This is a genomic window from Cellulomonas cellasea, assembly GCF_030372105.1.
GTDB lineage: Bacteria > Actinomycetota > Actinomycetes > Actinomycetales > Cellulomonadaceae > Cellulomonas_A > Cellulomonas_A cellasea_A.
Map to the genome: position 1 here is coordinate 101,554 of NZ_JAUDBQ010000008.1, position 23,153 is coordinate 124,706.

Consider the following 23,153-nt stretch of genomic DNA (forward strand, 5'->3'; position numbering starts at 1 on the left):
ACTCGTGGCCAAGAGCTCCAAGCACAGCCCGTCCGGCACCCCCGCCCTCGTGACGCTCGCCGAGTCCGGCGTCGCGCACACGGCGCACCCGTATGAGCACGACCCCACCGGCGACGTGGGCTACGGCCTGGAAGCCGCGCAGGTGCTCGGCGTGCCGCCCGAGCAGGTCTACAAGACCCTCATGACGTCAGTGGACGGCGTGCTCATCGTCGCGGTGGTGCCGGTGACCGGCAAGCTCGACCTCAAGGCGCTCGCGCAGGCCGTGGGCGGCAAGAAGGCCGTCATGGCGGAGAAGGCCGCCGCCGAGCGCGCCACCGGCTACGTGGTGGGCGGCATCTCGCCGCTGGGCCAGCGCCATGCCCACCCGACGGTCATCGACGAGACGGTGTGGCTCTTCGACACGGTGTTCGTCTCCGGCGGGCGCCGGGGCCTGGACGTCGAGCTCTCCCCCGCCGACCTGGTGCGGCTGACATCAGCCACGGTGGCGGACATCGGCCGCGAGGACTGAGCCGGCCTGTGAGGACGCGCCGGCCGTGACGACCGAGCCTCAGCGGCCGTAGCCGGCGAACGCCCGGTCGGTGCTGACGATCTGCTTGCCGAGCGGCATCAGCGAGATCGGCACCATCTTGAAGTTCGCGATGCCCAGCGGGATCCCGATGATCGTCACGCACTGCGCGATGCCCGTGAGGATGTGCTCGAGGGCGAGCCACCAGCCCGCGACGATGAGCCAGATCACGTTGCCGATGGTCGACATCGCGCCCGCGGTCGGCTTGTCCACCACCGTGCGGCCGAACGGCCACAGCACGTAGTTGGCCATCCGGAACGAGGCGATGCCGAAGGGGATCGTCACGATGAGCACGCAGCAGATGACGCCGGCGACGACGTATCCCACCGCGAGCCAGAATCCGGCCAGGACGAGCCAGATGAGGTTGAGCAGCGTCTTCATCTCCCCAGTGTCCTCCTGGGCTGGCGCGGGCGACATCGGGGACCACCCTGAGCCGCCCCCGATGAGCCGTGGCGCCAGAGCCCCAGGGCGCCGGGCTAAGGTCCTCGGCATGAGCGCGCAGCACCCTGGGGACATCGCCTCGCGACTAGCCGGAGTCCGGTCCAGGGTCGCCGCCGCCGAGCGGGCCGCGGGGCGGGCGCCCGGCTCCGTGCGCCTCCTCCTCGCCACCAAGACGATCCCGCTCGAGGGCGTCCGGGCGGCCCTCCTGGCCGACGCCGCCGCCCGCGCCGACGACTCTGCGGCCTCCCCCGTGCTCATCGGCGAGAACCGGGTGCAGGAGCTCGTCGCGAAGGCCCCGCACCTGCTCGACCTGGCCCCCGAGGTGCACCTGATCGGCCCGCTGCAGTCCAACAAGGTCAACCAGGCGCTGAGCGCCGCGTCCTGCGTCGAGAGCGTCGACTCCCTGGCGCTCGCGCAGAAGCTCGCCACCCGCTGCACGGCGGCTGGCCGCGTCCTGGACGTGATGGTGCAGGTCAACGTCTCCGGGGAGGCCACCAAGCACGGCGTCCACCCGGACGACGCCGTCCGCACGGCCCTCGACGTGGCGGGGCTCGACGGGCTCCGGCTCCGCGGGCTCATGACCGTCGGCGCGCACTCCCCCGACCCCGACCGGGTGCGCTCCGGGTACCGGCTGCTGCGGGCGATCCGCGACGAGGTGCGCGACTCCGGGGCTCCTGGCACGGCGAGCGCCGTCGAGTTGTCGATGGGCATGAGCGGCGACCTGGAGCTCGCCGTCGCGGAGGGCGCCACGATCGTGCGCGTCGGCACCGCCGTGTTCGGCTCCCGGCCGACCCCCTAACGGCCTGACCCGCTGACCTGCCAGCAGTGCGATTGACAGCCCCCACCCCCGGGCTGACGGTGGATCATGAGCCAATCCGACAGCACCGCACCTGACAGCGCTGCGCCGCCACCGGCCCCCTCCGACGCCTGGCCGACCCTGCGCGCCGACGCATGGGCGGACACCCGCGACACCCTGCACATGTGGACGCAGATCATCGGCAAGGTCCGCATGGAGCAGTCGCCGATGCTCAACCACTGGTGGCAGGTGCCGCTGTACGTGACGGCTCGCGGACTGTCCACGTCGGCCTTCGCGAACGGCTCACACCTCGTGGATATCGAGTTCGACTTCGTGGAGCACGAGCTGCGGGCGCGCTCCACCGACGGCCGCTCGAGCAGCGTCTCGCTGGCGCCCAAGTCGGTGGCGCAGTTCTACGACGAGGCGCTCGCCGCGCTGGCCCGGATCGGGCTCGACGCGCACATCAGCACCGTGCCGAACGAGGTGGAGAACCAGGTCCCGTACCCGCAGGACGAGCACCACGCGTCGTATGACGCCGGGGCGGTGGAGACGTTCTGGCGCCAGCTCGTCGCGGCTCACCAGGTCATGAGCGAGTTCCGCTCGCCGTTCATCGGCAAGGCGAGCCCGGTGAACTTCTTCTGGGGCGGGTTCGACATGGTGGTCACGGTCTTCTCCGGGCGACCGGCGCCCACCTGGACCGGCACACCGCTGAACGTCCCCGCGTCGGTGATGGCCGAGGCCGAGTCGCATCAGAACAGCAATGCAGGGTTCTGGCCGGGAGGCGGCGAGGAGGGCCAGTTCTACGCCTACTCCTACCCCGAGCCGCCGGGGTACGCCGATCAGCCGGTGGAGCCGGCGGGCGCGCATTACGACCACTCGGCGGGCGAGTTCCTGCTGCCGTACGCCGCCGTGCGCGACGCCCCCGACCCCGCCGCCGCCCTGCTCGCGTTCTACGACAGCACGTACCGCGCGGCCGCCGATCTAGCGGACTGGGACCGGCAGGCTCTCGAGACGACCTGGCCCGACGAGCCGCGACTCTGACTCACCCCGGCGCTCGCCGAGGGCGGACGGCTCAGACCGGGACCGCGCTCCATGCCCACGCCAACGCGGTGTCGACCAGCTCGACCCGCCGGCCGTCCATCAGGGAGCCGAGGTCCACCCACTCGGCGCCCGAGCCCCAGGCCGTGACGTCGTCGACCACGAGGTTGCCCATGACGCGGGCGGCGTAGACGACCTTCAACAGGTGCAGGTCCGTCGGCCCGCGCCGCCCAATGGGCGCCGTCCCCGATCCGCGCGAGGAGTCGACGCCGAGCAGCGCCCCGACCTCCACGACGAAGCCGGTGGACTGGAGCACCTCGCGGCGCGCGGCGTCCGCGGGCCCCTCACCGAAGTCGAGGGGGCCGCCAGGCAGCGTCCAGGCGAGGCCGTGCGATCCGCGCCGTCGGGTCAGCAGCGCGCGCCCGCGCTCAAGGCAGAGGACGTGCGCGGACACCCGCACCCCTCGCTGGGGGTTGGTGACGTGGGGCATGCCAGGCTCCTCCCGGTTCCCCCCCGGCACGGATCCTTTGTATGACGAACCGTAGCAAACGTGCGTCAACCGCAGAGCGCGTCGTCCGGGTCGTGTCCGGTGCGCGGCGTGAGCGTCGGGGCGGGAGGCGAGTCGGCGGGCGCGGAGGTGCTCGGCGCGCCCGACGGGTCGAGCGTCGCGGACTGGTCGGGCGTCGCGGCCGTCGGGTCGACCACTGGCTCATCCGCCGCGATGCGCGCCCACAGCACGTCGGCCTCCTCGGTCCACAGCACCCGGCCCGAGCCCGGCTTCGGCTCGGCCGGCACCGTCACGAAGGTGACGTCGGACGGGTCGAGGCCGCGCAGCCGCCAGCCGAGCCCGGCGAGGTTCCGCACCGACGCCAGGTCCCCGGAGAGCGTCAGCGCCCTGGTCCCCTCCTCGAGGAACCCCGCGACACTGCGCGGACTGGTCAGCACGTCGGAGGACGTCACCTTGCGCACCAGCGCCGCGATGAACTTCTGCTGTCGGGGGATCCGTTGGGTGTCGGAGTTGTCGGAGCCCGTGACGTACCTGGCCCGCACGTAGTCCAACGCCTCGTCGCCGGTGAGGTCGTGCCACCCGGCCGACAGGTTCAGGTCCGTGTTGCGGTGGGTGTCGCGAATCGCCTCGGGGACGCACATCCGCACCCCGCCGATGGCATCGACCATCCCCTCGAAGCCCGCGAAGTCCACGATGGCGAAATCGGCGCCGACGTCGATGCCGGTGTTCTCCGCCACGGTGGCGGCCGTGCACAGGCCGGCCAGCCCGGGGTCACCTGAGGCGCCGCCGGTGGAGAACGCGGCGTTGAACTTGTCCTTCGTCGCGGCCGACATGCTGCCGTCGGGGTCGCGATCGAGGTGGCACGCCGGGATGCGCACCTCGGAGTCACGGGGGATCGAGACGACCTCGACGCGGCTGCGGTCGGCGGACACGTGCACCAGCAGCGCGGTGTCGGAGCGCATGCCCCCCACCACCCCGCCGATGTCCCCGTTCTCCCCGCCGCGGTCGTCGGAGCCGATCACCAGGACGTTCAGCGGCCGCCCGTCCCACGCGTCGGTGTCGGGCGGGGCGGTGGTCGTCGCGTCATCGCGGGCGACCAGGTCGCCCAGGTCGCCGACGGTGCGGACGTTGCCCTGCAGTCGCAGCACGGCGAAGCCGGCGAGGGAGCCGCCGAACACGAGGGTCGCGGCCAGGACCAGGCACAGCGTCCACCACGGGGATCGGCGGCGGGCGGGTGTCGTGGAGTGGCGGGGCGTCGAGGCGCGTCGAGGCCTCTCCGGCCTCGCGGGCCGGGCTCCGCCGGGCTGCGAGCCCGCGGCGCCTGGGCCCCCCGCGTCACGGTTCACACCGCCACGCTAGGCGCCCCTCGCCGTTCGCGCCCGAGATCAGCAGTCGCCCGCCGGTCAGGGCACGCGGGCGGTCCACTCCGGGTCGGCGAACTTCGTGTCGACCAGCGCGCGGGCGCGGTCCAGCTCCTGGGGCGTCAGCGTGGAGTCCACGGTCCGGTACCGGGCGCGGAACGACTCCTTGAACGCCTCGATGACCTGCTCGCGCGGCATCCCGGTCTGCGAGCGGACGGGGTCCACGCGCTTGTTGGCGCTCGTCGTCCCCTTGTCAGAGAGCTTCTCCCGGCCGATGCGCAGCACCTCGAGCATCTTGTCCGCGTCGATGTCGTAGGCCATCGTCACGTGATGCAGCACCGCGCCGCCGGCCAGCCGCTTCTGCGCCGACCCGGCGAGCTTCCCGGCCGGTGAGGCGATGTCGTTGAGCCCCGAGATCGTCGCCTTGACCCCGACGTCGGCGAGGGCGCCCAGCACCCAGTCGTTGAGGAACGCGTAGGACTGCTCGAACGTCAGGCCGTCCACGAGCGAGGCGGGCACCACGAGCGCGAAGGTGATGCAGTTGCCCGCCTCCATGAACATCGCCCCGCCGCCGGAGATGCGCCGCACCACCGTCACGCCGTGGCGCGCGGCGCCCTCGGGGTCCACCTCGTTGCGCAGCGACTGGAACGAGCCGATCACCACGGCGGGCTCCACCCACTCCCAGAACCGCAACGTCGGGCCGCGCCGCCCGGCGGCGAGCTCCTCGGTGAGCACCTGGTCGAGCGCCGCGTTGAACGCGGCCGTCTGCGGCGCCTCGTGGATCAGCTCGAACGTGTGGTCATGCCAGCCGGTCGCGTGGCCGAGGGCGCGTCGGACGGCGATCGCCACAGACTCGGCGTCGAAGCCGACCATCGTCGCCCCGCCCGGCAGCTCGCCGTCTGCCTCGGCGGCCACGAGGGCTGCGTCGATGCTCGCCGCGAGCTCGGACGCCCGCGTCGTGTCGGGCTGGCCGATGAGCCCGCGCTCGATCACGGCCAACGCCTCGTCGGGCTCGAGGAAGAAGTCGCCGCTGACAGAGGCCCTGGTCAGGACGCCTCCGTCCACCTCGACGTCGACTGCCACGAGCTTGCCACCGGGAACCTTGTACTCACCATGCACGCCCTCAGCCTAAGGTCCGAAGGTGGGGGCCCCGGGCCACCGCCCTCGGAGTCCGCGGCGCGCGCGATGGGCAGCGGCGGGATGCTCACGGCAGCGCGGCGGCGGCGCGCGCCTGCTCCTGCATCATCGCGTCGAGGTCGGCCTCGGAGCCCAACTGCTGCCGCGCCCTCACCGGGTCGTCGCCCGCGTCCACGCTCGCCGTCCAGGTGACGATGACGTTGCCGACCAGCAGGTGTCCGTGGAACTGGGCCTGCGGGCTGGCGCCCGGCGAGGTCACGTCGACGGCTTGGGCGAGGGAGGGGAAGAACCCCTGGTCCTCGAGCGCGGGGGACGCGATGACCTGCGCCTCCCCATCGGCCCCCAGGATCCGGTACTCCGGGCAGCCGTCCACCACTGTGACGAGCGTGCGGAAGGCGTCCTCGGCGGCGGCGGTGCTCTCCAGCAGAGTCACCTGCTGCACGAACACGACCTGCTCGTTGCCCCAGGAGCGCTGGTCGAAGGCCGCGGGCGGCCCCATGACGACTGTCGCGGCGACAGTGCAGGACTCCGGGGACACCTGCTCCCCCGCGGCCAGCCCCCATGGCACGGCGCCCTGCCCCACCTCCTCGATGCCGTCCGCGGCTCCCGGGAGGGCCTCCTCGAGCGTCTGCGCTGTGACGAACAATGAGTCCAACGTGGTCGCGTCGAAGGTCGGGGAGCCCGTCACCGGCGAGGGGCCCGGCGTCAGCAGCCCGGTCCCGGTGTCCACCAGGCTCGGCAGGGTGCTGCCGCCGGCGCCATTGCCCCACACGCGCAGGAGCAGGACGCCGACGACCAGCGCCGTGACCACCGCAGCCCCCCACCACCAGCGCGCCCGCCGCCGTGGCCTCGCCGAGGCGTCACCGGCAGCCGTTCCGGGTGGCTCGGGGACGTTCGCGGACACCGTGGGCTCCCTGCCTCGAAGGGCTGTTTCGACCCTAGGACGCCCGGCGGGAGCGGTCGAGCCGAGCCGCTAGCGCGGGGCGACCCCGTGGTTCCGCAGCCCCCAGATCGCCGAGTCGGTCAGCGCCTCCCACGACGCCTCGATGATGTTGGGGCCCACGCCCACGGTGCTCCAGGACGTCTGCCCGTCGGTGGTCTCGATGAGCACCCGGGTCACCGCGTCGGTGCCGTGCATCGCGTCGAGGATGCGCACCTTGAAGTCGATGAGCTGGAACGCCTCGAGCTCCGGGTAGACGCGCACCAACGCCTGGCGCAGCGCGTGGTCGAGCGCGTTGACCGGCCCGTTCCCCTCGCCGGTGCACACGTGCCGCTCGCCGCCCGCGTGGAGCTTGACGGTCGCCTCGGCGGTCGCGGGGACGCCCCGGCTGCCCGCGCGCTCCACGATCGCCCGCCAGCTCTCCACCGTGAAGTAGCCGGGCCGGGCGCCGTCGATCTCCTCGACGAGCAGCAGCTCGAAGGACGCGTCGGCGGCGTCGAAGGTGTAGCCGTTCGCCTCAGCCTCCTTGACGCGTTGAGTCACGCGGGTGAGCAGCTCGCCCTGGCCGGCGAGGTCGAAGCCCAGCTCTCGGCCCTTGAGCTCGATGGTGGCGCGCCCGGCCATGTCGGAGATGAGCATGCGCATGTCGTTGCCGACGGCCACGGGGTCGATGTGCTGGTACAGGTCGGGGTCGACCTTGATCGCGCTCGCGTGGATGCCGGCCTTGTGCGCGAACGCGGAGGCGCCCACGTACGGCTGCCGCGCGAACGGCGCGATGTTGGTGATCTCGCTGATGGCGTGCGCGATGCGGGTCATCTCGCGCAGGCCCCCCGACTCGGCGCCGTCGGTGGCGAGCAGCTCGTGGCCGCCCTTGAGCTCGAGGTTCGCGACGACGGCGAGCAGGTCGGCGTTGCCGGTGCGCTCTCCGTACCCGTTGACGGTGCCCTGCACATGCGTGCACCCCGCCGCCACGGCTGCCAGGGAGTTGGCCACCGCGCAGCCGGAGTCGTTGTGCGCGTGGACGCCGAGGATCGCGTGGGGCCCGACGGCGGCGCGGACCTCGCCGACGATCTGCCCGACCCAATCGGGGAGCATGCCGCCATTGGTGTCGCACAGCGCGACGACCTCCGCGCCGGCCTCGAACGCGGCCAGCACCGCGGACAGCGAGTACGCCGGGTCGTCGCGGTAGCCGTCGAAGAAGTGCTCGGCGTCGATGACCACGCGCCGGCCCTCACGCGTCAGGAACTCGACGGTGTCGGTGATCATCGCGAGGTTCTCCGCGCCGGTGGTGCGCAAGGCCCGCTCGGCGTGGCGCAGGTCGCTCTTCGCGACGAGCGTGACCACCGGGGCCTCGGAGTCGAGGAGCGCGCGCACCTGCGGGTCCTGCCACGCCTCGGAGCCCGCCTTGCGGGTCGACCCGAACGCGGCGAGCACCGCGTTGCGCAGGGTGAGCTCCTTGGCGGCGCGGGCGAAGAACTCGGTGTCCTTGGGGATGGCGCCGGGCCAGCCGCCCTCGATGAAGCCGACTCCGAGCTCGTCGAGCAGCGGCGCGATGGCCAGCTTGTCGGCGACGGACAGGTTCATGCCCTCTTGCTGGGCGCCGTCGCGCAGCGTCGTGTCGTAGACGTGGAACGGGAGGCCGGGGCCGGTGGTGCTGCTGCTCACGGTGGTCTCTCTCCAGGCGAGTGGCGGGTGGCGGCATGCCGCGGCCCCTGGCTCTCAGGGCCGCGCGCCAGTCCCGGGACGGTGCGTCACTCCAGGATGGTGCGTCGCGGCCGCGCGCGGGATGGTGCGCGGCAACAAAAAAACCCCCCGAGGGTGCGGGAGGTTGGCGCGTCTGCGGGTGGGCAGACGCGCTACGCGATGATGAGGCGGTACGACGTGTGAGGTGTCACGCGCGCCATCTTGCCACACCCGTCCGCTGGGCGGGCCCGACACGCGCCGGTCTCGCCTGGCGCACCAGACGGACGCACCAGACGGACGCACCGGACGGGCCACAGCGCGATGCCGTGGCCCGTCCCGGAGCGCCGAGTTCCGCCGTGCTCAGAGCAGGCGGTGCAGCCAGCCGTGCCGGTCCGCGGCACGGCCGTACTGGATGTCCATGAGCTCGCTGCGCACGCTCGACGTGACGGGACCCGCCGAGCCGTCGCCGACAGTGAGGTCGAAGCCCTGCCCGCCGAGCCGCCCGATGGGTGTGACCACAGCGGCGGTGCCGCAGGCGAAGACCTCCGCCACCGAGCCGTCCGCGAGCCCGGCGCGGAGCTCCGCGAGCGGGATCGGCCGCTCGCGGACCTCATGGCCGGCATCCCGCACGAGCTGCAGGATCGACGAGCGCGTGACGCCCTCGAGGATCGATCCCGACAGCTCCGGGGTGGAGACGCTCCCGTCGGCGTGCACGAGGAACACGTTCATGCCGCCGAGCTCCTCGACCAGCGTGTTCGTCGAGGCGTCGAGGAAGCAGACCTGGTCGTAGCCCAGCGCATAGGCCTCCTGCTGCGGCAGCAGGCTCGCGGCGTAGTTGCCCCCGCACTTGGCGGCCCCGGTGCCCCCGGCGCCGGCGCGGTGGTAGTCCTCGGCGACCCAGATGGACACCGGCTTCACACCGCTCGCGAAGTACGGGCCCACGGGGGACGCGATGACCAGGTACTCGGCGGCGCGGGACGGCCGCACGCCGAGGAAGGCCTCCGACGCGTACATGAAGGGCCGCAGGTAGAGGCTGGTCTCCTCGCCCGAGGGCACCCATGCGGCGTCGGTGGCGACGAGCGCCGCGAGGGAGCCGAGGAAGTCCTCCTCGGACAGCTCGGGCAGCGCGAGCCGCCGCGCCGAGCGCGCGAACCGCTCGGCGTTGGCCGACGGCCGGAACGTCCACACCGAGCCGTCGGCGTGGCGGTACGCCTTCATGCCCTCGAAGATCTCCTGGGCGTAGTGCAGCACCGCCGTCGCGGGGTCCAGCAGCAGCGGGCCGTACGCCTCCACGCGTCGGTCATGCCACCCCTTGTCCTCCGACCAGGAGATCCGCGCCATGTGGTCGGTGAAGACCGTGCCGAACCGCGGCGCGGCCAGGGCGGCGGCGCGGTCCTCGTCAGAGGTGGGCGTGGCAGTGGGGCGGATCTCGAAGCTCGAGAGCGAAGTGGGGGTCGTCGTGCTCATGGTTTGGCCTTTCACCAGGGACTGCTCTGACGTTACCGGGTGAGGACGGCCGTGGGGACAGGCTCGGGGGTCAGCCGGCGATGCGCGCGGCGAGGTCCTTGCCCACCTCGGCCGTCGACCGTACTCGGCCGTCGAGGTTGGCGCGCTCGGCGATGTCGGCGGCGACGGCGGCCTCGACCTTGGCGGACGCGTCGGGCAGCCCCAGGTGGTCGAGCAGCATGGCGACGGACAGCACCGTGGCGGTCGGGTCGGCCTTGCCCTGGCCCGCGATGTCGGGAGCGGAGCCGTGCACGGGCTCGAACATGCTGGGCGTGGTGCGCTCGGGGTTGATGTTGGCCGACGCGGCGAGGCCGATCCCGCCGGTGATGGCGGCGGCGAGGTCGGTGATGATGTCGCCGAAGAGGTTGTCGGTGACGATCACGTCGAAGCGCGACGGGTTGGTCACCATGAAGATGGTGGCGGCGTCGACGTGCAGGTAGTCGACGGTGACGTCGGGGAACTCCGCGTTGACGGCCTCCACCGTGCGGCGCCACAGGTGGCCGGCGTGCACCAGCACGTTGTGCTTGTGCACCAGCGTGAGCTTCTTGCGCGGGCGCGCGGCGGCGCGGGCGAACGCGTCGCGGACGACCCGCTCGACGCCGAAGGCGGTGTTGACGCTGACCTCGTTGGCGACCTCGGCGGGGGTGCCGACGCGGATCGCGCCGCCGTTGCCGACGTAGGGGCCCTCGGTGCCCTCGCGGACCACCACGAAGTCGATGTCGCCGGGGTTCGCGAGCGGGGAGGCCACACCGGGGTACAGGCGGCTGGGGCGCAGGTTGACGTAGTGGTCGAGCGCGAAGCGGAGCTTGAGCAGCAGGCCCCGCTCCAGCACGCCCGACGGCACCGTCGGGTCGCCGATGGCGCCGAGCAGGATCGCGTCGTGCGCGCGGATCGCCTCGAGGTCGGTGTCGGTGAGGGTCTCCCCCGTCGCGTGCCAGCGCCGGGCGCCGAGGTCGAAGTCCGTGGTGGACACGCGCACGTCTGTGCCGGTCAGCGCTGTCTCCAGCGCGAGCAGGCCCTGCTCGACGACCTCGGTGCCAATCCCGTCACCCGCCACGACAGCGAGGCGGACATCCCGTGCAGCGTTGTTCTCGACCATGGACGCAGGCTACCGGTCCGTCTCACGCATCGGGACCTGCATCTCATCCTCCGGAATCGCTGGCTGCTGGTAGAGCACCTCGAACTCCTCGAGCAGCAGCGGCAGGTCCTGCGAGAACGGCTGCCCGCCGCGCGCCTCCGCGAGCCGCCTCCAGTACTTCTCATGCTCCCGGCGCCACGACTCCAGCGAGAGGTCGTCCTCCCCCTCGGCGGCCGCGTACTCCGCGTCCACGTCGCAGAACGGCACGACGCGCACCGCAGTCGTGCGGATGAGCGCCCGCGGGCGCCCCGCGCTGTCGAGCAGGATCGACAGGTCGCCGACGCTCGGCCGCTCCTCATAGCCCGCCTCGAACTCCCACAGCGCGGTGGTCGTGGCGGTCTTCCGGCCCGACAGGACCACCCCCAGCAACTCGTCGGCCAGTCGCGGCGAGTCGCCGAACGACCACGCGGGCGGAGGGACGGAGCCCAGCGGCGAGGAGCCCACCACCACGCCCAGCCGGTCGATGCCGGCATGACCCCTGGCGACCTCCCAGAACTGGGCCAGCTCGCCGTCATCACGCGGGTGGTCGGTCACAGTCATCTCAGCCTCCAGGTCGGTGACGCGGTGCGTGGCGCGGGCCCGAGTCTCGCAGCCACGAGCCCGGGGTGGGACGCCGACGGCCCGGGCCTGTCCACAGACAGGGCCCGGGCCGTCGGACGGGTCGGCCTTGTCAGGTCAGCGCGCGGCGCTGCCCTCGACGTAGTCGCTCTCGGACGGCTTCACCCAGGCGAACATCTTGCGCAGGTCGCGGCCGGTGGCCTCGATCGGGTGCGCCTCGCCCTTGGCGCGGAGCGCGGTGAACTCCGGGGCGCCCGCGTCCTGGTCGTCGATGAAGCGCTTCGCGAACGCGCCGTTCTGGATGTCCGCGAGGACGGCCTTCATGTTCTCCTTGACGCTCGGGTCGATGACCCGCGGGCCGGAGACGTAGTCGCCGTACTCGGCCGTGTCGGAGACGCTCCAGCGCTGCTTGGCGATGCCGCCCTCGACCATCAGGTCGACGATCAGCTTGAGCTCGTGCAGCACCTCGAAGTACGCGACCTCGGGCTGGTAGCCCGCCTCGGTCAGCGTCTCGAAGCCGTACTGGACCAGCTGCGAGGCGCCGCCGCACAGCACGGCCTGCTCGCCGAACAGGTCGGTCTCGGTCTCCTCGGTGAAGGTCGTCTTGATGCCGGCGGCGCGCAGGCCGCCGATCGCCTTCGCGTAGGAGAGCGCGAGCTCCCAGGCGCTGCCCGACGCGTCCTGCTCGACGGCGACGATCACCGGCACGCCACGGCCGTCGACGTACTCGCGACGCACCAGGTGGCCGGGGCCCTTGGGGGCGACCATGACGATGTCGTGGCCGGCCTCGGGCTTGATGTAGCCGAAGCGGATGTTGAAGCCGTGCCCGAAGACGAGCGCGGCGCCCTCGTTCAGGTTCGGGGCGATCTCGTCGCGGTACACGTGACGCTGCACCTGGTCCGGCGCGAGGATGACGACGACGTCGGCCTCCTTCACCGCGTCCACGACGGAGAGCACACGCAGGCCCTCGTTCTCCGCCTTGGCCCGCGACGCGGAGCCCTCACGCAGGCCGACGCGCACGTCGACGCCCGAGTCGCGCAGGTTCAGCGCGTGCGCGTGGCCCTGGCTGCCGTAGCCGATGACCGCGACCTTCTTGGAGGCGATGATGGACAGGTCGGCGTCGTCGTCGTAGAACAGCTCAGCCACGGTAGTTCTCCTTGTGTATTCGGTGGTGATGGACGTCTGTGGTCGCTCGTGCGGGGCCGTCAGGCGGACCGGCTGACCCGTTCGAGCGCGCGGTCGGTGATGGAGCGGGAGCCACGGCCGATCGCGACGGTGCCAGACTGCACGATCTCGCGGACGCCGAACGGCTCCAACGCGGCGAGCAGCGCCGCGAGCTTGTCCGGGCCGCCCGTCGCCTCGATGGTGACGGTGTCCGGCACCACGTCCACGACGTGCGCGCGGAAGAGCTGGACGACCTCGAGCACGTGGGTGCGCTGCGCGGCCTCGGCGCGGACCTTGACCAGCAGCAGCTCGCGCTGCACGGACGCGCTGTCCTCGAGCTCGACGATCTTGATGACGTTGATCAACTTGTTGAGCTGCTTCGTCACCTGCTCGAGCGGCAGCTCGGCGACGTCGACGACCACGGTGATCCGCGAGATCTCCTCGCGCTCCGTGGGGCCGACCGCGAGCGAGTGGATGTTGAACGAGCGCCGGGCGAACAGCCCCGCGACCCGGGTGAGCACACCCGGCTTGTTCTCCACCAGCACCGAGAGCGTGTGCCTGGTCATGCTGCACCTTCTTCCAGGGACGGGGCCTGCGGCGCGAGTGCCGCGTCGAGGAGGGCGTGGACGTGCAATGCCGTGCTGTCGAGCACGGGCACGGGGCTGTGCGTGGGGTCGTCGGGCGAGATGAGCATCGACAGCTCGGTGCACCCGAGGACGATGGCCTGCGCGCCCTGCTCGACCAGCCGCCCGATGATCGCGACATACGCCGCGCGTGAGGAGTCCAGCACCCGGCCGAGCGCGAGCTCCTCGTAGATCACCCGGTCGACCTCGGCCGCGTCCGCCCCGGTGGGCATGATCGTGGCCACGCCGCGAGCGGCGAGGCGAGCCGGGTACAGGTCCGAGGCCATCGTGAAGCGGGTGCCGAGCACGCCCACGCGCTCGACGCCGAGGCCGGCCACCGCGTCAGCGACCACGTCGACGACGTGCACCACCGGCAGGCCGGAGCCGCGCGCGACCTGGTCGTGGAGCAGGTGCATCGTGTTCGCCAGGATGCCCACCAACTCGGCGCCCGCGGCGCGCAACTGCGCCGCCTCCTGCTCGTACCGCTCGCCGAGCGTCGCCCAGTCACCGGCGCTCTGCAGCGCCTCGATCTCGGCGAACTCCACGGAGCGCAGCACCAGGTCGGCCGAGTGCAGGCCGCCGAGGCGCGCCTGCACCCCCTCGTTGAGCTGGGCGTAATAGTGCGCCGACGACTGCCAGGACGTGCCGCCGAGCAGTCCGATGCGGCGCACTCAGTCCTCCCGGTCCCACGCGGGCGTGATGCCCCGCGCGTACAGGATGTCGTCGTTGCTGACGCCCGACGGCACCATCGGCCACACCATCGAGTCCCGCGAGACGGTGAAGTCGACCACCACGGGCTGGTCGTTGATCTCCATCGCGCGCTTGATCGTGGCGTCCACGTCCGCCTTGGTCTCGCACCGCAGCCCGACGCAGCCGTACGCGTCGGCCAGCTTGACGAAGTCGGGGATGCGGCGCGTGCCGTGGCCCGTGTGCAGGTCGGTGTTCGAGTAGCGCGACTCGTAGAACAGCGTCTGCCACTGGCGCACCATGCCCAGCGAGGAGTTGTTGATCACCGCGACCTTGATCGGGATGTCGTTGATCGCGCAGGTGGCGAGCTCCTGGTTGGTCATCTGGAAGCAGCCGTCGCCGTCGATCGCCCACACGGTGCGATCGGGCTCCCCCACCTTCGCGCCCATCGCGGCGGGCACGGCGAAGCCCATGGTGCCCAGGCCGCCGGAGTTGAGCCAGGAGTTGGGCCGCTCGTAGCGGATGAACTGCGAGGCCCACATCTGGTGCTGGCCCACGCCCGCCACGAAGATCGAGTCCGGCCCGGAGATCTCCCCGATCCGGGAGATGACGTGCTGCGGGGCGAGGTGCCCGTCACTGGGCTCGTCGTAGCCGAGCGGGAACGTCTCGCGCAGCTTGTCGAGCTCGCTCCACCAGGCGCCCAGGTCCGGGCGCCCGTGCTGCGTGTGCTCGCGGGCGAGCTCGGGCAGCAGGTCGGCGATGACCTCGCGCAGGTCGCCGACGATCGGCACGTCCACGGCCCGGTTCTTGCCGATCTCGGCTGGGTCGATGTCCGCGTGCACGATCGTCGCGTTGGGCGCGAAGCTCGACAGCTTGCCGGTGACGCGGTCGTCGAACCGCGCGCCCAGGCTGACGATCAGGTCGGCCTTCTGCAGTGCGGCGACCGCGGCGACGGTGCCGTGCATGCCGGGCATGCCCAGGTGCTGCGGGTGCGAGTCGGGCAGCGCGCCGCGGGCCATCAGCGTGGTCACGGCCGCCGCGCCCGAGGCGTCGACGAGCTGGCGCAGCTCGGCCGAGGCGCCGGAGCGGATCGCGCCGCCGCCGATGTACAGCACCGGGCGCCGGGCGGTGGCGAGCAGTCGCGCGGCCTCGCGGATCTGCTTGGCGTGCGGCTTGACGACCGGGTGGTAGCCCGGCAGGTCGAGCTCCTGCGGCCAGGAGAACGTGGTGTCCGTGACCATCGCCGACTTCGCGATGTCGACGAGCACCGGGCCCGGGCGGCCGGTGGAGGCGATGTGGAAGGCCTCGGCGATGACGCGCGGGATCTGCGCGGGGTCGGTCACGAGGAAGTTGTGCTTGGTGATCGGCAGCGTGATGCCGACGATGTCGGCCTCCTGGAACGCGTCGGTGCCGATCAGGGACGCGCCGACCTGGCCGGTGATGGCCACCATCGGGATCGAGTCCATGTTCGCGTCGGCGATCGGCGTCACCAGGTTCGTGGCGCCCGGCCCCGAGGTGGCCATGCAGACCCCGACCCGGCCGGTGGCGTGCGCGTAGCCCGACGCCGCGTGCCCGGCGCCCTGCTCATGCCGCACCAGGATGTGGCGGAGCTTCTTCGAGTCCATCAGCGGGTCGTAGGTCGGCAGGATCGCGCCGCCCGGGATGCCGAAGACGACGTCGACGCCGGCCTCCTCGAGGGAGCGGACGATCGACTGGGCGCCCGTCACCTGCTCTCGCACAACCGAGGCCTGCGGAACCGGCTGCTGCGCGCTGGCGAGCCGCGGCTCGACCGTCGCGCGCACCGATGCCGGTGTGGCGGGTGTCGTGCGCTGCGGTGCGGGGTGGGTGCCCTGGACCATCGTGTCTCCCTGGCGTCGGTGCTGAAGCTGGTGCTCTGAGTCGATCGCTGCTGCTCGCACGGTGGAACGTGCGTCTGGCATAGAAAAACCCCTCGGGCCCGGAGGGGGCTGGACGAGGGGTGCGCGCGCTGACGAGACCTGTGACGAAGGTGGCCTCAGCCGGCGCGCCCAGGAAGTACTACAACAATGATCGTCTGCACGGAATGGACTGTACGCCGGTCCCCCGGCGAATGTCACGCCCCCCACCGGTCGTCTCACATCGTGGTGCACGTGTCCAGTTCTCGGACGCGGTCCTAGCCTCACCTGCGCGGACAGCCGCCTGCGCGGCCCTCAGATCGGCGCGGCCCTCAGATCGGCGCCGCCCCTAGATCGGCGCCGCCCTCAAATCAGCACCGCCCCCACCGACGCGGACTGCACCAGCCGCACGTACTTGCCGAGCACCCCCCGCGTGTACCGCGGCGGCAACGGCGCCCAGCCGGCTGCGCGCGCCTCGAGCTCCTCCGGCGCCACCAGCAGGTCCAGCCGCGCGTTCGCGACGTCGAGGCGGATGCGATCGCCGTCGCGCACGAACGCGATCGGCCCCGCGTCCACCGCCTCCGGCGCCACATGCCCGACGCACAGCCCCGTGGTCCCGCCGGAGAACCGCCCGTCGGTCAACAGCAGCACGTCCTTGCCCAGCCCCGCGCCCTTGATCGCGCCGGTGATGGCCAGCATCTCCCGCATGCCCGGGCCGCCCTTGGGCCCCTCGTAGCGGATCACCACGACGTCGCCCGCGACGATCGTGCCGTCCTCCAACGCGTCCATCGCCGCGCGCTCCCGGTCGAAGACCCGGGCCGTGCCCTCGAACACGTCGGAGTCGAACCCCGCCGACTTCACCACGGCGCCCTCTGGCGCGAGTGAGCCCCGCAGGATCGTGATGCCGCCGGAGCGATGGATCGGGTCGCCCATCGCCCGCAGGATCTTGCCGTCCGGGTCGGGAGGCGCGATGTCCGCGAGGTTCTCCGCGACGGTCCGGCCCGTGACGGTGAGGCAGTCGCCGTCCAGCAGCCCCGCGTCGAGCAGCGCCTTCATCACCACCGGCACGCCGCCCACCCGGTCGACGTCGCTCATCACGTACCTGCCGAACGGCTTCAGGTCGCCCAGATGCGGCACCCGCGCCGCCACCCGCGCGAAGTCGTCGAGGGTGAGGTCGACCTCGGCCTCATGCGCGATGGCCAGCAGGTGCAGCACCGCGTTCGTCGAGCCGCCGAAGGCCATGACCACGGCGATCGCGTTCTCGAAGGCCGGCTTCGTCATGATCTGCCGGGCGGTGATGCCGCGGCGCAGCAGCTCCACGACGGCCTCACCGGACTGCCGGGCGAACACGTCCCTGCGCCGGTCCACCGCGGGCGGCGCCGCCGAGCCGGGCAGCGACATGCCCATCGCCTCGGCCACCGACGCCATCGTGTTCGCGGTGTACATCCCGCCGCAGGCGCCCTCGCCGGGGCAGATCGCGCGCTCGATGCGGCCCACGTCCTCCCGGCTCATCAGGCCCCGCGCGCATGCGCCCACGGCCTCGAAGGCGTCGATGATCGTGACGTCCTTCTCGGTGCCGTCCTCCAAGGTGACGAAGCCCGGCAGCGTGGATCCCGCGTACAGGAACACGTTGGCGAGGTCGAGGCGCGCGGCGGCCATCAGCATGCCCGGCAGCGACTTGTCGCAGCCGGCCAGCAGCACCGAGCCGTCGAGCCGCTCGGCCTGCATCACCACCTCCACCGAGTCCGCGATGACGTCGCGGCTGACCAGCGAGAAGTGCATGCCCTCATGGCCCATCGAGATGCCGTCCGACACCGAGATGGTGCCGAACTCCAGCGGGAACCCGCCCGCCTCGTGCACGCCCTCCTTGACGGCCTTGGCCAGCCGGTCGAGGGACAGGTTGCACGGCGTGATCTCGTTCCACGAGCTGCCGACGCCGATCTGCGGCTTCGCGAAGTCGTCGTCGCCGAGGCCGACGGCCCGCAGCATGCCGCGGGCGGCCGTGGCCTCCAACCCGTCGGTGACCTGGCGCGACCGTGGCTTGATGTCGACGCCGCTCACCGGGGCGCCGGATGGGAACTCGGGGGCAGTGGGCATCCTCGGAGTGTGGCGCCGTCAGTCCCTGGCCTGCCAGGTGCTCACGCACACCTCGTTGCCCTCCGCGTCGGCCAGCACCCAGAACGACGGCGCGCGTTGGTCGCTCACCACATGGCCGCCGGCGTCGATCGCGTCCGCCACCCGTTGCTCCGCCACATCGTGCGGCACGGTGACGTCCAGGTGGATGCGGTTGCGCTGTGGGCGCGGCGCGTCCATCTGCTGGAACCAGATCGACGGGCCGATGCCCGCCGGGTCCTCGAGCGCCGGTGTCGAGCCCGGGTCGTCGCGGTAGGCGAAGACCGCCCGCCAGAACGGCAGGACCGCGGGGATGTCGAGCGCGTCGACGGCGATCTCCGTGATCCCCAGCACCGGGACTTCTGACTCGATCCCCAGCTCGTCGGCGATGTGGCTGATCACGGCCGCGAGCGCGACGTCGCGCTCGCTCACGCCATGCACGTCGTGGCTCGTGAGCGCCACGCGCAGACGGCCGTAGGTCAGGTGCAGGTCGGGGTGGTGCTGCACGGCCTCGGCAGCGATGGTGATGCGCTGGGCGAGCAGGAAGCCGCGCGAGAACGTCTCGGTGCGGAACGAGGCGTGGATCGTGTGCAGGAGCACGCGCCAGTGGCGCGCGTCGGTGCGGGCTGTCACATCGGCGTGGCTCAGCAGATCGCTCATGGGCACAGCGTGGCGCCGGGCGCCGACATGTGCCTGTCGACGCCCGGCGCGCTACTGACCCCTCGGGCTACCTCAACGCACCGAGACGGACGTCCAGCGCTCGCTGTTCACGTCCACCCGGTGCACGGGCCCGGTGAGCGTCGTCCGCGCCTCGGTCTCGCGCTCGGCGCACGAGGGCCCGACCCACAGCTCCAGCTCGCCTGGCTCCACGACCCGGTCCAGGTCGCGGTTGGCGAACGCCAACCGTGCCGGCGGCACCGAGAACGAGACCACGACAGACTCGCCCGGCTCCAGCCGCACACGCTGGTACCCGACGAGCTGCGCCACCGGGCGGGTCACCGAGCCGATGACGTCGCGGGCGTAGAGCTGCACGACGTCCTCCCCGGCCCGATCGCCCGTGTTGGCGACCCGCACGCTCGCCTCGATCGGCGAGCCCGTGGGCGACTGCGCCGGAGCCTGGAGCTCCGACCGGGCGAACGTCGTGTACGAGAGCCCGTGGCCGAACGGCAGCGCAGGCGTGGTGCGCAGGTTCGTCACGTCGCCGTTGCCGCCCAACTGCGGGTGCAGGTACGTGTACGGCTGCGCGCCCGCCGAGCGCGGCATGCTCACCGGCAGTCGCCCGGACGGGTTCACCCGTCCGGACAGCACCCCGGCGATGGCCGGCGCGCCCTCCTCCCCCGGGAAGAACGCCTGCACCACTGCCGAGCAGCGGTCGAGCGCCCAGTCGATCGCGTACGGGCGACCGGTGAGCAGCACGAGCACCACGGGCGTCCCGGTGGCGAGGACGGCCTCGACGAGCTCGCGCTGGACACCAGGCAGCTCCAAGTCGTCGCGGTCGCACCCCTCACCGACGGTGCCACGGCCGAACAGCGCGGCGTGGTCGCCGACGACGACCACGGCGACCTCGGCGGTGGCCGCCGCCGAGGTCGCCGCAGCGAAGCCCGAACGGTCGTCATCATCGACAGCGCAGCCGCGCGCGCCGATGATCTCCGCCCCGGGCAGCTCAGTGGCGATCGCGTCGGCCACCGTCTGGATCTCGATCCCCACCTCGGCGCCCGGATGGTGCGCGAGCACGTGGTTGAGGAACGAGTAGCAGCCGAACAGCGCCTCGACGCGGTCGGCGTTCGGCCCGATGACCGCGACGCGCGCCGGCGAGGCCAGCGGCAGCGTCCCGTCGTTCGCGAGCAGCACGAGGGACTCCTCGGCCAAGCGCGCGGCGATCTTGCGGTGCTCGGGGCTGTCGAGGTCGACAGCCGTGGGCGGCTCGTCGTCGAAGGTCGCGTCGAGGAGCCCGAGCTCCTCCTTCTGCTCGAGCGCCCGCAGCACCGCGCGGTCCACGAGCGCCTCGTCGACGCGCCCTGCACGCACCGCCTCGGCGAGCGGCGCGAGGTACGCGTCGCCCGTCGGCAGCTCGATGTCGACCCCGGCGGCGAGGGCCAGGCCCGCCGCCTCGCCGAGGTCGGCGGCCACGGAGTGCAGCAGGTGCAGGAAGGCCACACCGAAGTAGTCCGCCACCACGGCGCCGTCGAAGCCCCAGCGGTCGCGCAGCACGCCGGTGAGCAGCGCCGGGTCGGCGGCCACGGGCACGCCGTCGATCTCGGCGTAGGAGTGCATCACCGAGCGGGCGCCGCCGTCGAGGAGGGCCATCTCGAACGGCACGAGCAGGACGTCCTCGACCTCGCGCGGCCCGGCGTGCACCGGGGCGAAGTTCCGCCCCGACTGCGACCCCGAGTAGCCCACGAAGTGCTTGAGGGTGGCGTGCACGCCCATGGACTGCAGGCCGCGCACGTAGGAGGTCCCGAGCGTCCCGACGACATACGGGTCCTCGGAGATGCACTCGTCGACCCGACCCCAACGGGGGTCGCGGATCACGTCGAGCACCGGCGCGAGGCCCTGGTGGACGCCCAGCACGCGCATCGAGTCGCCGATCACGGCGCCCATCTCGGCCACCAGGTCGGGGTCGAACGCGGCGCCCCACGCCAGCGGCGTCGGGAACGTCGCGGCGCGCCAGGCCGACAGGCCGGTCAGGCACTCCTCATGCACGATCGCGGGGATGCCCAGCCGGGTGTCGCGGACCAGCGAGCGCTGCTTCTCCCACAGCCACTGCGCCCGCTCGACCGGCTCCACCGGACGGGTGCCGTACACCCGGGTCAGGTGCCCGAGCCCGTGCCGCATCGCCTCGGCCAGGCCGACGTCGTGGGTGAACTCGCCCTGCAACGGCGCCACTGCCTCGCCGTCGGCCTTCTCCCAGAACCCCACGATCTGCGCGAGCTTCTCCTCGAGGGTCATCCGCGCGAGCAGCGCGCGCGGACGTGTGAGCACCCCAGAATCAGCCAGCGGCTGCAGAACAGTCACCGAACCATCCCCTTCATTGGAACTGACGAGCCGGAGCGGGCGCGGTGGGGCGCCCGCCCCGTCCAGCGGCGCGGGGGTCATCCCTTCACCGCTCCCTGCAGGCCGTTGACGATCCGCTTCTGCATGGCGAGGAAGAACACGAGCGCGGGGATCATCGCGAGCGAGGTGAACGCGAACACCCCCGCCGTGTCGGAGGAGTACTCGGAGGAGTAGTCCGCGACGCCCAGCGGCAGCGTCTTCATGTCCCCCTGCAGCAGCAGGAGCGGCAACAGGTACGCGTTCCACGACGCGACGAACGCGAGCACGCCCACCGTCACCATGCCCGGGCCGGACAGCGGCACCAGGATCCGCCAGAAGAACCCGATGCGGGAGGCGCCGTCGATCAGCGCGGCCTCCTCGAGCTCGTCAGGCAGGGCCTGCAGGAACGGCCGGAGGATGATCACCGTCGTCGGCAGCGCGAAGGCCGCCTGTGGCAGGGCCACCCCCCACCACGTGTTGCCGAGGCCGAGGTCCTTGGTGATGAGGATGAACAGCGGCACGATCGCGACGGTCGCGGGGAACAGCAGCCCGGCCACGAAGACCAGGAAGAGCTGCTCACGCCCGCGGAACTTGTACCGCGCCAGCGGGTACGCCGCCATGATCCCGAAGACGACGACGATCGCCGTGGTCACGAGCGCGATGATCGTGGAGTTCAGCGTGTACTGCCAGAAGTCCGGGTTGGTGAGGACGCCCGTGTAGTTCGACAGGATCCACGGGGACGGCAGGCCGGCGGGGTTCTCCGCGAGCTGGGAGTTGGAGCGGAAGCCGCCGAGCACGCCGTAGAGCACGGGCCCGAGGGTGAGTGCCACCACCACCAGGGCCAGCCCGTAGACGAGCGGGTTGCCGCCCCCGGGGCGCTTCAAACGCCGACGAGGAGGCTCCGGCTGCGAGTGGGGCGTCTTCGGCGCCGAGGTCAGGGTGCCGGCGCTCATCGCTTTGCCTTCTTCCGGGGTGCCGGGTCGTGAGTGTCACGGCGCATCACGAAGCGCTGGTAGACCAGCGCCAGGACCAGTGCGATCACGAAGAGGATCACGGAGGCCGCTGAGGCGATGCCGAAGTTCTGCCGCTTGGTGCCCTCGTTGATGAGGAAGGTCGCCATCGTGGTGGTCGCGTTCGCTGGCCCGCCCTTGGTGAGGATCCACACCATGTCGAAGAGCTGCAGTGAGCCGATCATCGACAGGAAGCCCCAGGTGCGCATGGTCGGGCCGAGCAGCGGGATCGTGATCTTCCGCTGGATCTGCCACCAACTGGCGCCGTCGAGCTGCGAGGCCTCGTAGAGCTCCTCCGGGACGCCCTGCAGGCCGGCCAGGAAGAGGATCACGGCCAGGCCGAGGTACTTCCAGGTGAGCACGACGATCACGGCGATCATCGCCTTGTCGGGGGTGCCGAGCCAGCCCTGCGGCGGGCCCTGGAGCCCGATCGCGCCGAGGATCGTGTCGATCACGCCGTACTTGGGCTGCAGCAGTTGGAACCACACCACACCCGCGATGACCTCGGCCAACACATAGGGCACGAAGATGATGGTCCGCAGAACGCCCTGGCCCCACATCTTGCGATTGAGCAGCAGCGCGATAGCCAGGCCGAGCGGAAGCTGAATGAGGATCGAGAGGACCACGATCGTGAGGTTGTGCTGCAACGCGCCCGTGAAGACGTCGTTCTGGAGGACGCTCACGTAGTTCTTCAGCCCGACGAAATCGACCAGCGGGCCGAATCCCTTCCAGCGGTACAGCGAGAACTGGACCGCCTTGACAATGGGCCACACCACAAAGAAAAGAAAGAGAAGGAGCGCGGGCGCCACGAAGAAGAAGATCTCCGCGCGCTTGCGCCAGGCGGGGCCCGGCCCACGGCGTCCGCCCGGGGCCCGGGCCGCCGGCCGCGCCGAAGCGCGACCGGCGACCGGGGCCTGGGAGGTGGACGTCGCAGCCGAGACGGAGGCGCCCATGGGGGCGGTCGTTTCGTCTGCCACGT

The 23,153-nt window shown here is 71.8% G+C and carries 21 protein-coding genes; 3 read left to right on the forward strand and 18 right to left on the reverse strand.

Annotated features, from left to right (window positions below):
* Positions 1 to 4 precede the first annotated feature (4 nt).
* Positions 5 to 508 carry a Cys-tRNA(Pro) deacylase gene (gene ybaK / locus QUV83_RS09480; RefSeq protein WP_289564167.1) on the forward strand — a complete coding sequence of 168 codons (504 nt, stop codon included), beginning with the start codon at positions 5 to 7 and terminating at the stop codon, positions 506 to 508.
* Positions 509 to 547: 39 nt separating this feature from the next.
* Here the strand turns inward: ybaK and QUV83_RS09485 are convergent, their stop codons facing one another.
* Complete coding sequence (locus QUV83_RS09485) at positions 548 to 946, reverse strand: YccF domain-containing protein (RefSeq protein WP_066589393.1); 399 nt, start codon at positions 944 to 946, stop codon at positions 548 to 550.
* Between the two features lie 109 nt (positions 947 to 1,055).
* On the opposite strand from QUV83_RS09485, the gene QUV83_RS09490 reads away from it, so the two are divergent.
* Both QUV83_RS09490 and QUV83_RS09495 read left to right on the forward strand, forming a co-directional pair.
* Positions 1,056 to 1,805, forward strand: a complete 750-nt coding sequence (locus tag QUV83_RS09490; RefSeq protein WP_289564171.1) for a YggS family pyridoxal phosphate-dependent enzyme — start codon at positions 1,056 to 1,058, stop codon at positions 1,803 to 1,805.
* A 66-nt stretch (positions 1,806 to 1,871) separates the two neighbouring features.
* A complete protein-coding gene (locus QUV83_RS09495; protein WP_289564173.1) occupies positions 1,872 to 2,843 on the forward strand; it encodes a DUF5996 family protein in 972 nt (323 codons plus the stop codon).
* Between the two features lie 31 nt (positions 2,844 to 2,874).
* On the opposite strand, the gene QUV83_RS09500 is transcribed toward QUV83_RS09495, so the two are convergent.
* The 17 genes from QUV83_RS09500 to QUV83_RS09580 form a co-directional block, all read right to left on the reverse strand.
* Positions 2,875 to 3,330, reverse strand: coding sequence for an NUDIX domain-containing protein (locus tag QUV83_RS09500; protein WP_289564174.1), 456 nt, complete (start codon positions 3,328 to 3,330; stop codon positions 2,875 to 2,877).
* A 65-nt stretch (positions 3,331 to 3,395) separates the two neighbouring features.
* Positions 3,396 to 4,694: an LCP family protein gene (locus QUV83_RS09505; RefSeq protein WP_289564176.1), complete on the reverse strand. Its 1,299-nt coding sequence runs from the start codon at positions 4,692 to 4,694 to the stop codon at positions 3,396 to 3,398.
* 57 nt (positions 4,695 to 4,751) lie between these two features.
* Positions 4,752 to 5,828, reverse strand: coding sequence for a lipoate--protein ligase family protein (locus tag QUV83_RS09510; RefSeq protein ID WP_289564178.1), 1,077 nt, complete (start codon positions 5,826 to 5,828; stop codon positions 4,752 to 4,754).
* Between the two features lie 85 nt (positions 5,829 to 5,913).
* Positions 5,914 to 6,750, reverse strand: a complete 837-nt coding sequence (locus QUV83_RS09515) for a hypothetical protein (RefSeq protein ID WP_289564179.1) — start codon at positions 6,748 to 6,750, stop codon at positions 5,914 to 5,916.
* A 69-nt stretch (positions 6,751 to 6,819) separates the two neighbouring features.
* Positions 6,820 to 8,451: a citramalate synthase gene (cimA, locus tag QUV83_RS09520; protein ID WP_289564180.1), complete on the reverse strand. Its 1,632-nt coding sequence runs from the start codon at positions 8,449 to 8,451 to the stop codon at positions 6,820 to 6,822.
* Positions 8,452 to 8,829: 378 nt separating this feature from the next.
* The gene (locus tag QUV83_RS09525; RefSeq protein WP_289564182.1) at positions 8,830 to 9,936 is read right to left on the reverse strand and encodes a branched-chain amino acid aminotransferase; all 1,107 of its coding nucleotides are present in this window, start codon (positions 9,934 to 9,936) and stop codon (positions 8,830 to 8,832) included.
* 70 nt (positions 9,937 to 10,006) lie between these two features.
* Complete coding sequence (locus QUV83_RS09530; protein ID WP_289564183.1) at positions 10,007 to 11,074, reverse strand: 3-isopropylmalate dehydrogenase; 1,068 nt, start codon at positions 11,072 to 11,074, stop codon at positions 10,007 to 10,009.
* 9 nt (positions 11,075 to 11,083) lie between these two features.
* Positions 11,084 to 11,653 carry an ASCH domain-containing protein gene (locus QUV83_RS09535; RefSeq protein WP_289564184.1) on the reverse strand — a complete coding sequence of 190 codons (570 nt, stop codon included), beginning with the start codon at positions 11,651 to 11,653 and terminating at the stop codon, positions 11,084 to 11,086.
* 135 nt (positions 11,654 to 11,788) lie between these two features.
* Positions 11,789 to 12,817 carry a ketol-acid reductoisomerase gene (ilvC, locus tag QUV83_RS09540; protein WP_289564186.1) on the reverse strand — a complete coding sequence of 343 codons (1,029 nt, stop codon included), beginning with the start codon at positions 12,815 to 12,817 and terminating at the stop codon, positions 11,789 to 11,791.
* Positions 12,818 to 12,876: 59 nt separating this feature from the next.
* Entirely contained in the window at positions 12,877 to 13,401 is a 525-nt protein-coding gene (gene ilvN / locus QUV83_RS09545; RefSeq protein ID WP_227570553.1) for an acetolactate synthase small subunit, read from the reverse strand.
* Complete coding sequence (locus tag QUV83_RS09550) at positions 13,398 to 14,129, reverse strand: aspartate/glutamate racemase family protein (protein WP_289564189.1); 732 nt, start codon at positions 14,127 to 14,129, stop codon at positions 13,398 to 13,400. The genes ilvN and QUV83_RS09550 overlap by 4 nt, the downstream gene beginning before the upstream one ends.
* On the reverse strand, positions 14,130 to 16,004 hold the full coding sequence (locus QUV83_RS09555) for an acetolactate synthase large subunit (RefSeq protein ID WP_289564191.1): 1,875 nt from the start codon (positions 16,002 to 16,004) through the stop codon (positions 14,130 to 14,132).
* A 381-nt stretch (positions 16,005 to 16,385) separates the two neighbouring features.
* Complete coding sequence (gene ilvD, locus QUV83_RS09560) at positions 16,386 to 18,116, reverse strand: dihydroxy-acid dehydratase (RefSeq protein WP_289564193.1); 1,731 nt, start codon at positions 18,114 to 18,116, stop codon at positions 16,386 to 16,388.
* 18 nt (positions 18,117 to 18,134) lie between these two features.
* Positions 18,135 to 18,791 (reverse strand): VOC family protein, encoded by a 657-nt coding sequence (locus QUV83_RS09565; protein WP_289564195.1) that lies wholly within the window; start codon positions 18,789 to 18,791, stop codon positions 18,135 to 18,137.
* A gap of 72 nt (positions 18,792 to 18,863) precedes the next feature.
* Positions 18,864 to 21,080, reverse strand: coding sequence for a glycoside hydrolase family 3 N-terminal domain-containing protein (locus QUV83_RS09570; protein WP_289564250.1), 2,217 nt, complete (start codon positions 21,078 to 21,080; stop codon positions 18,864 to 18,866).
* Positions 21,081 to 21,223: 143 nt separating this feature from the next.
* Positions 21,224 to 22,117, reverse strand: a complete 894-nt coding sequence (locus tag QUV83_RS09575; protein WP_289564196.1) for a carbohydrate ABC transporter permease — start codon at positions 22,115 to 22,117, stop codon at positions 21,224 to 21,226.
* A complete protein-coding gene (locus QUV83_RS09580; protein ID WP_436231898.1) occupies positions 22,114 to 23,151 on the reverse strand; it encodes a carbohydrate ABC transporter permease in 1,038 nt (345 codons plus the stop codon). Before QUV83_RS09580 ends, QUV83_RS09575 begins: the two co-directional genes overlap by 4 nt.
* Between the last annotated feature and the right edge of the window lie 2 nt (positions 23,152 to 23,153).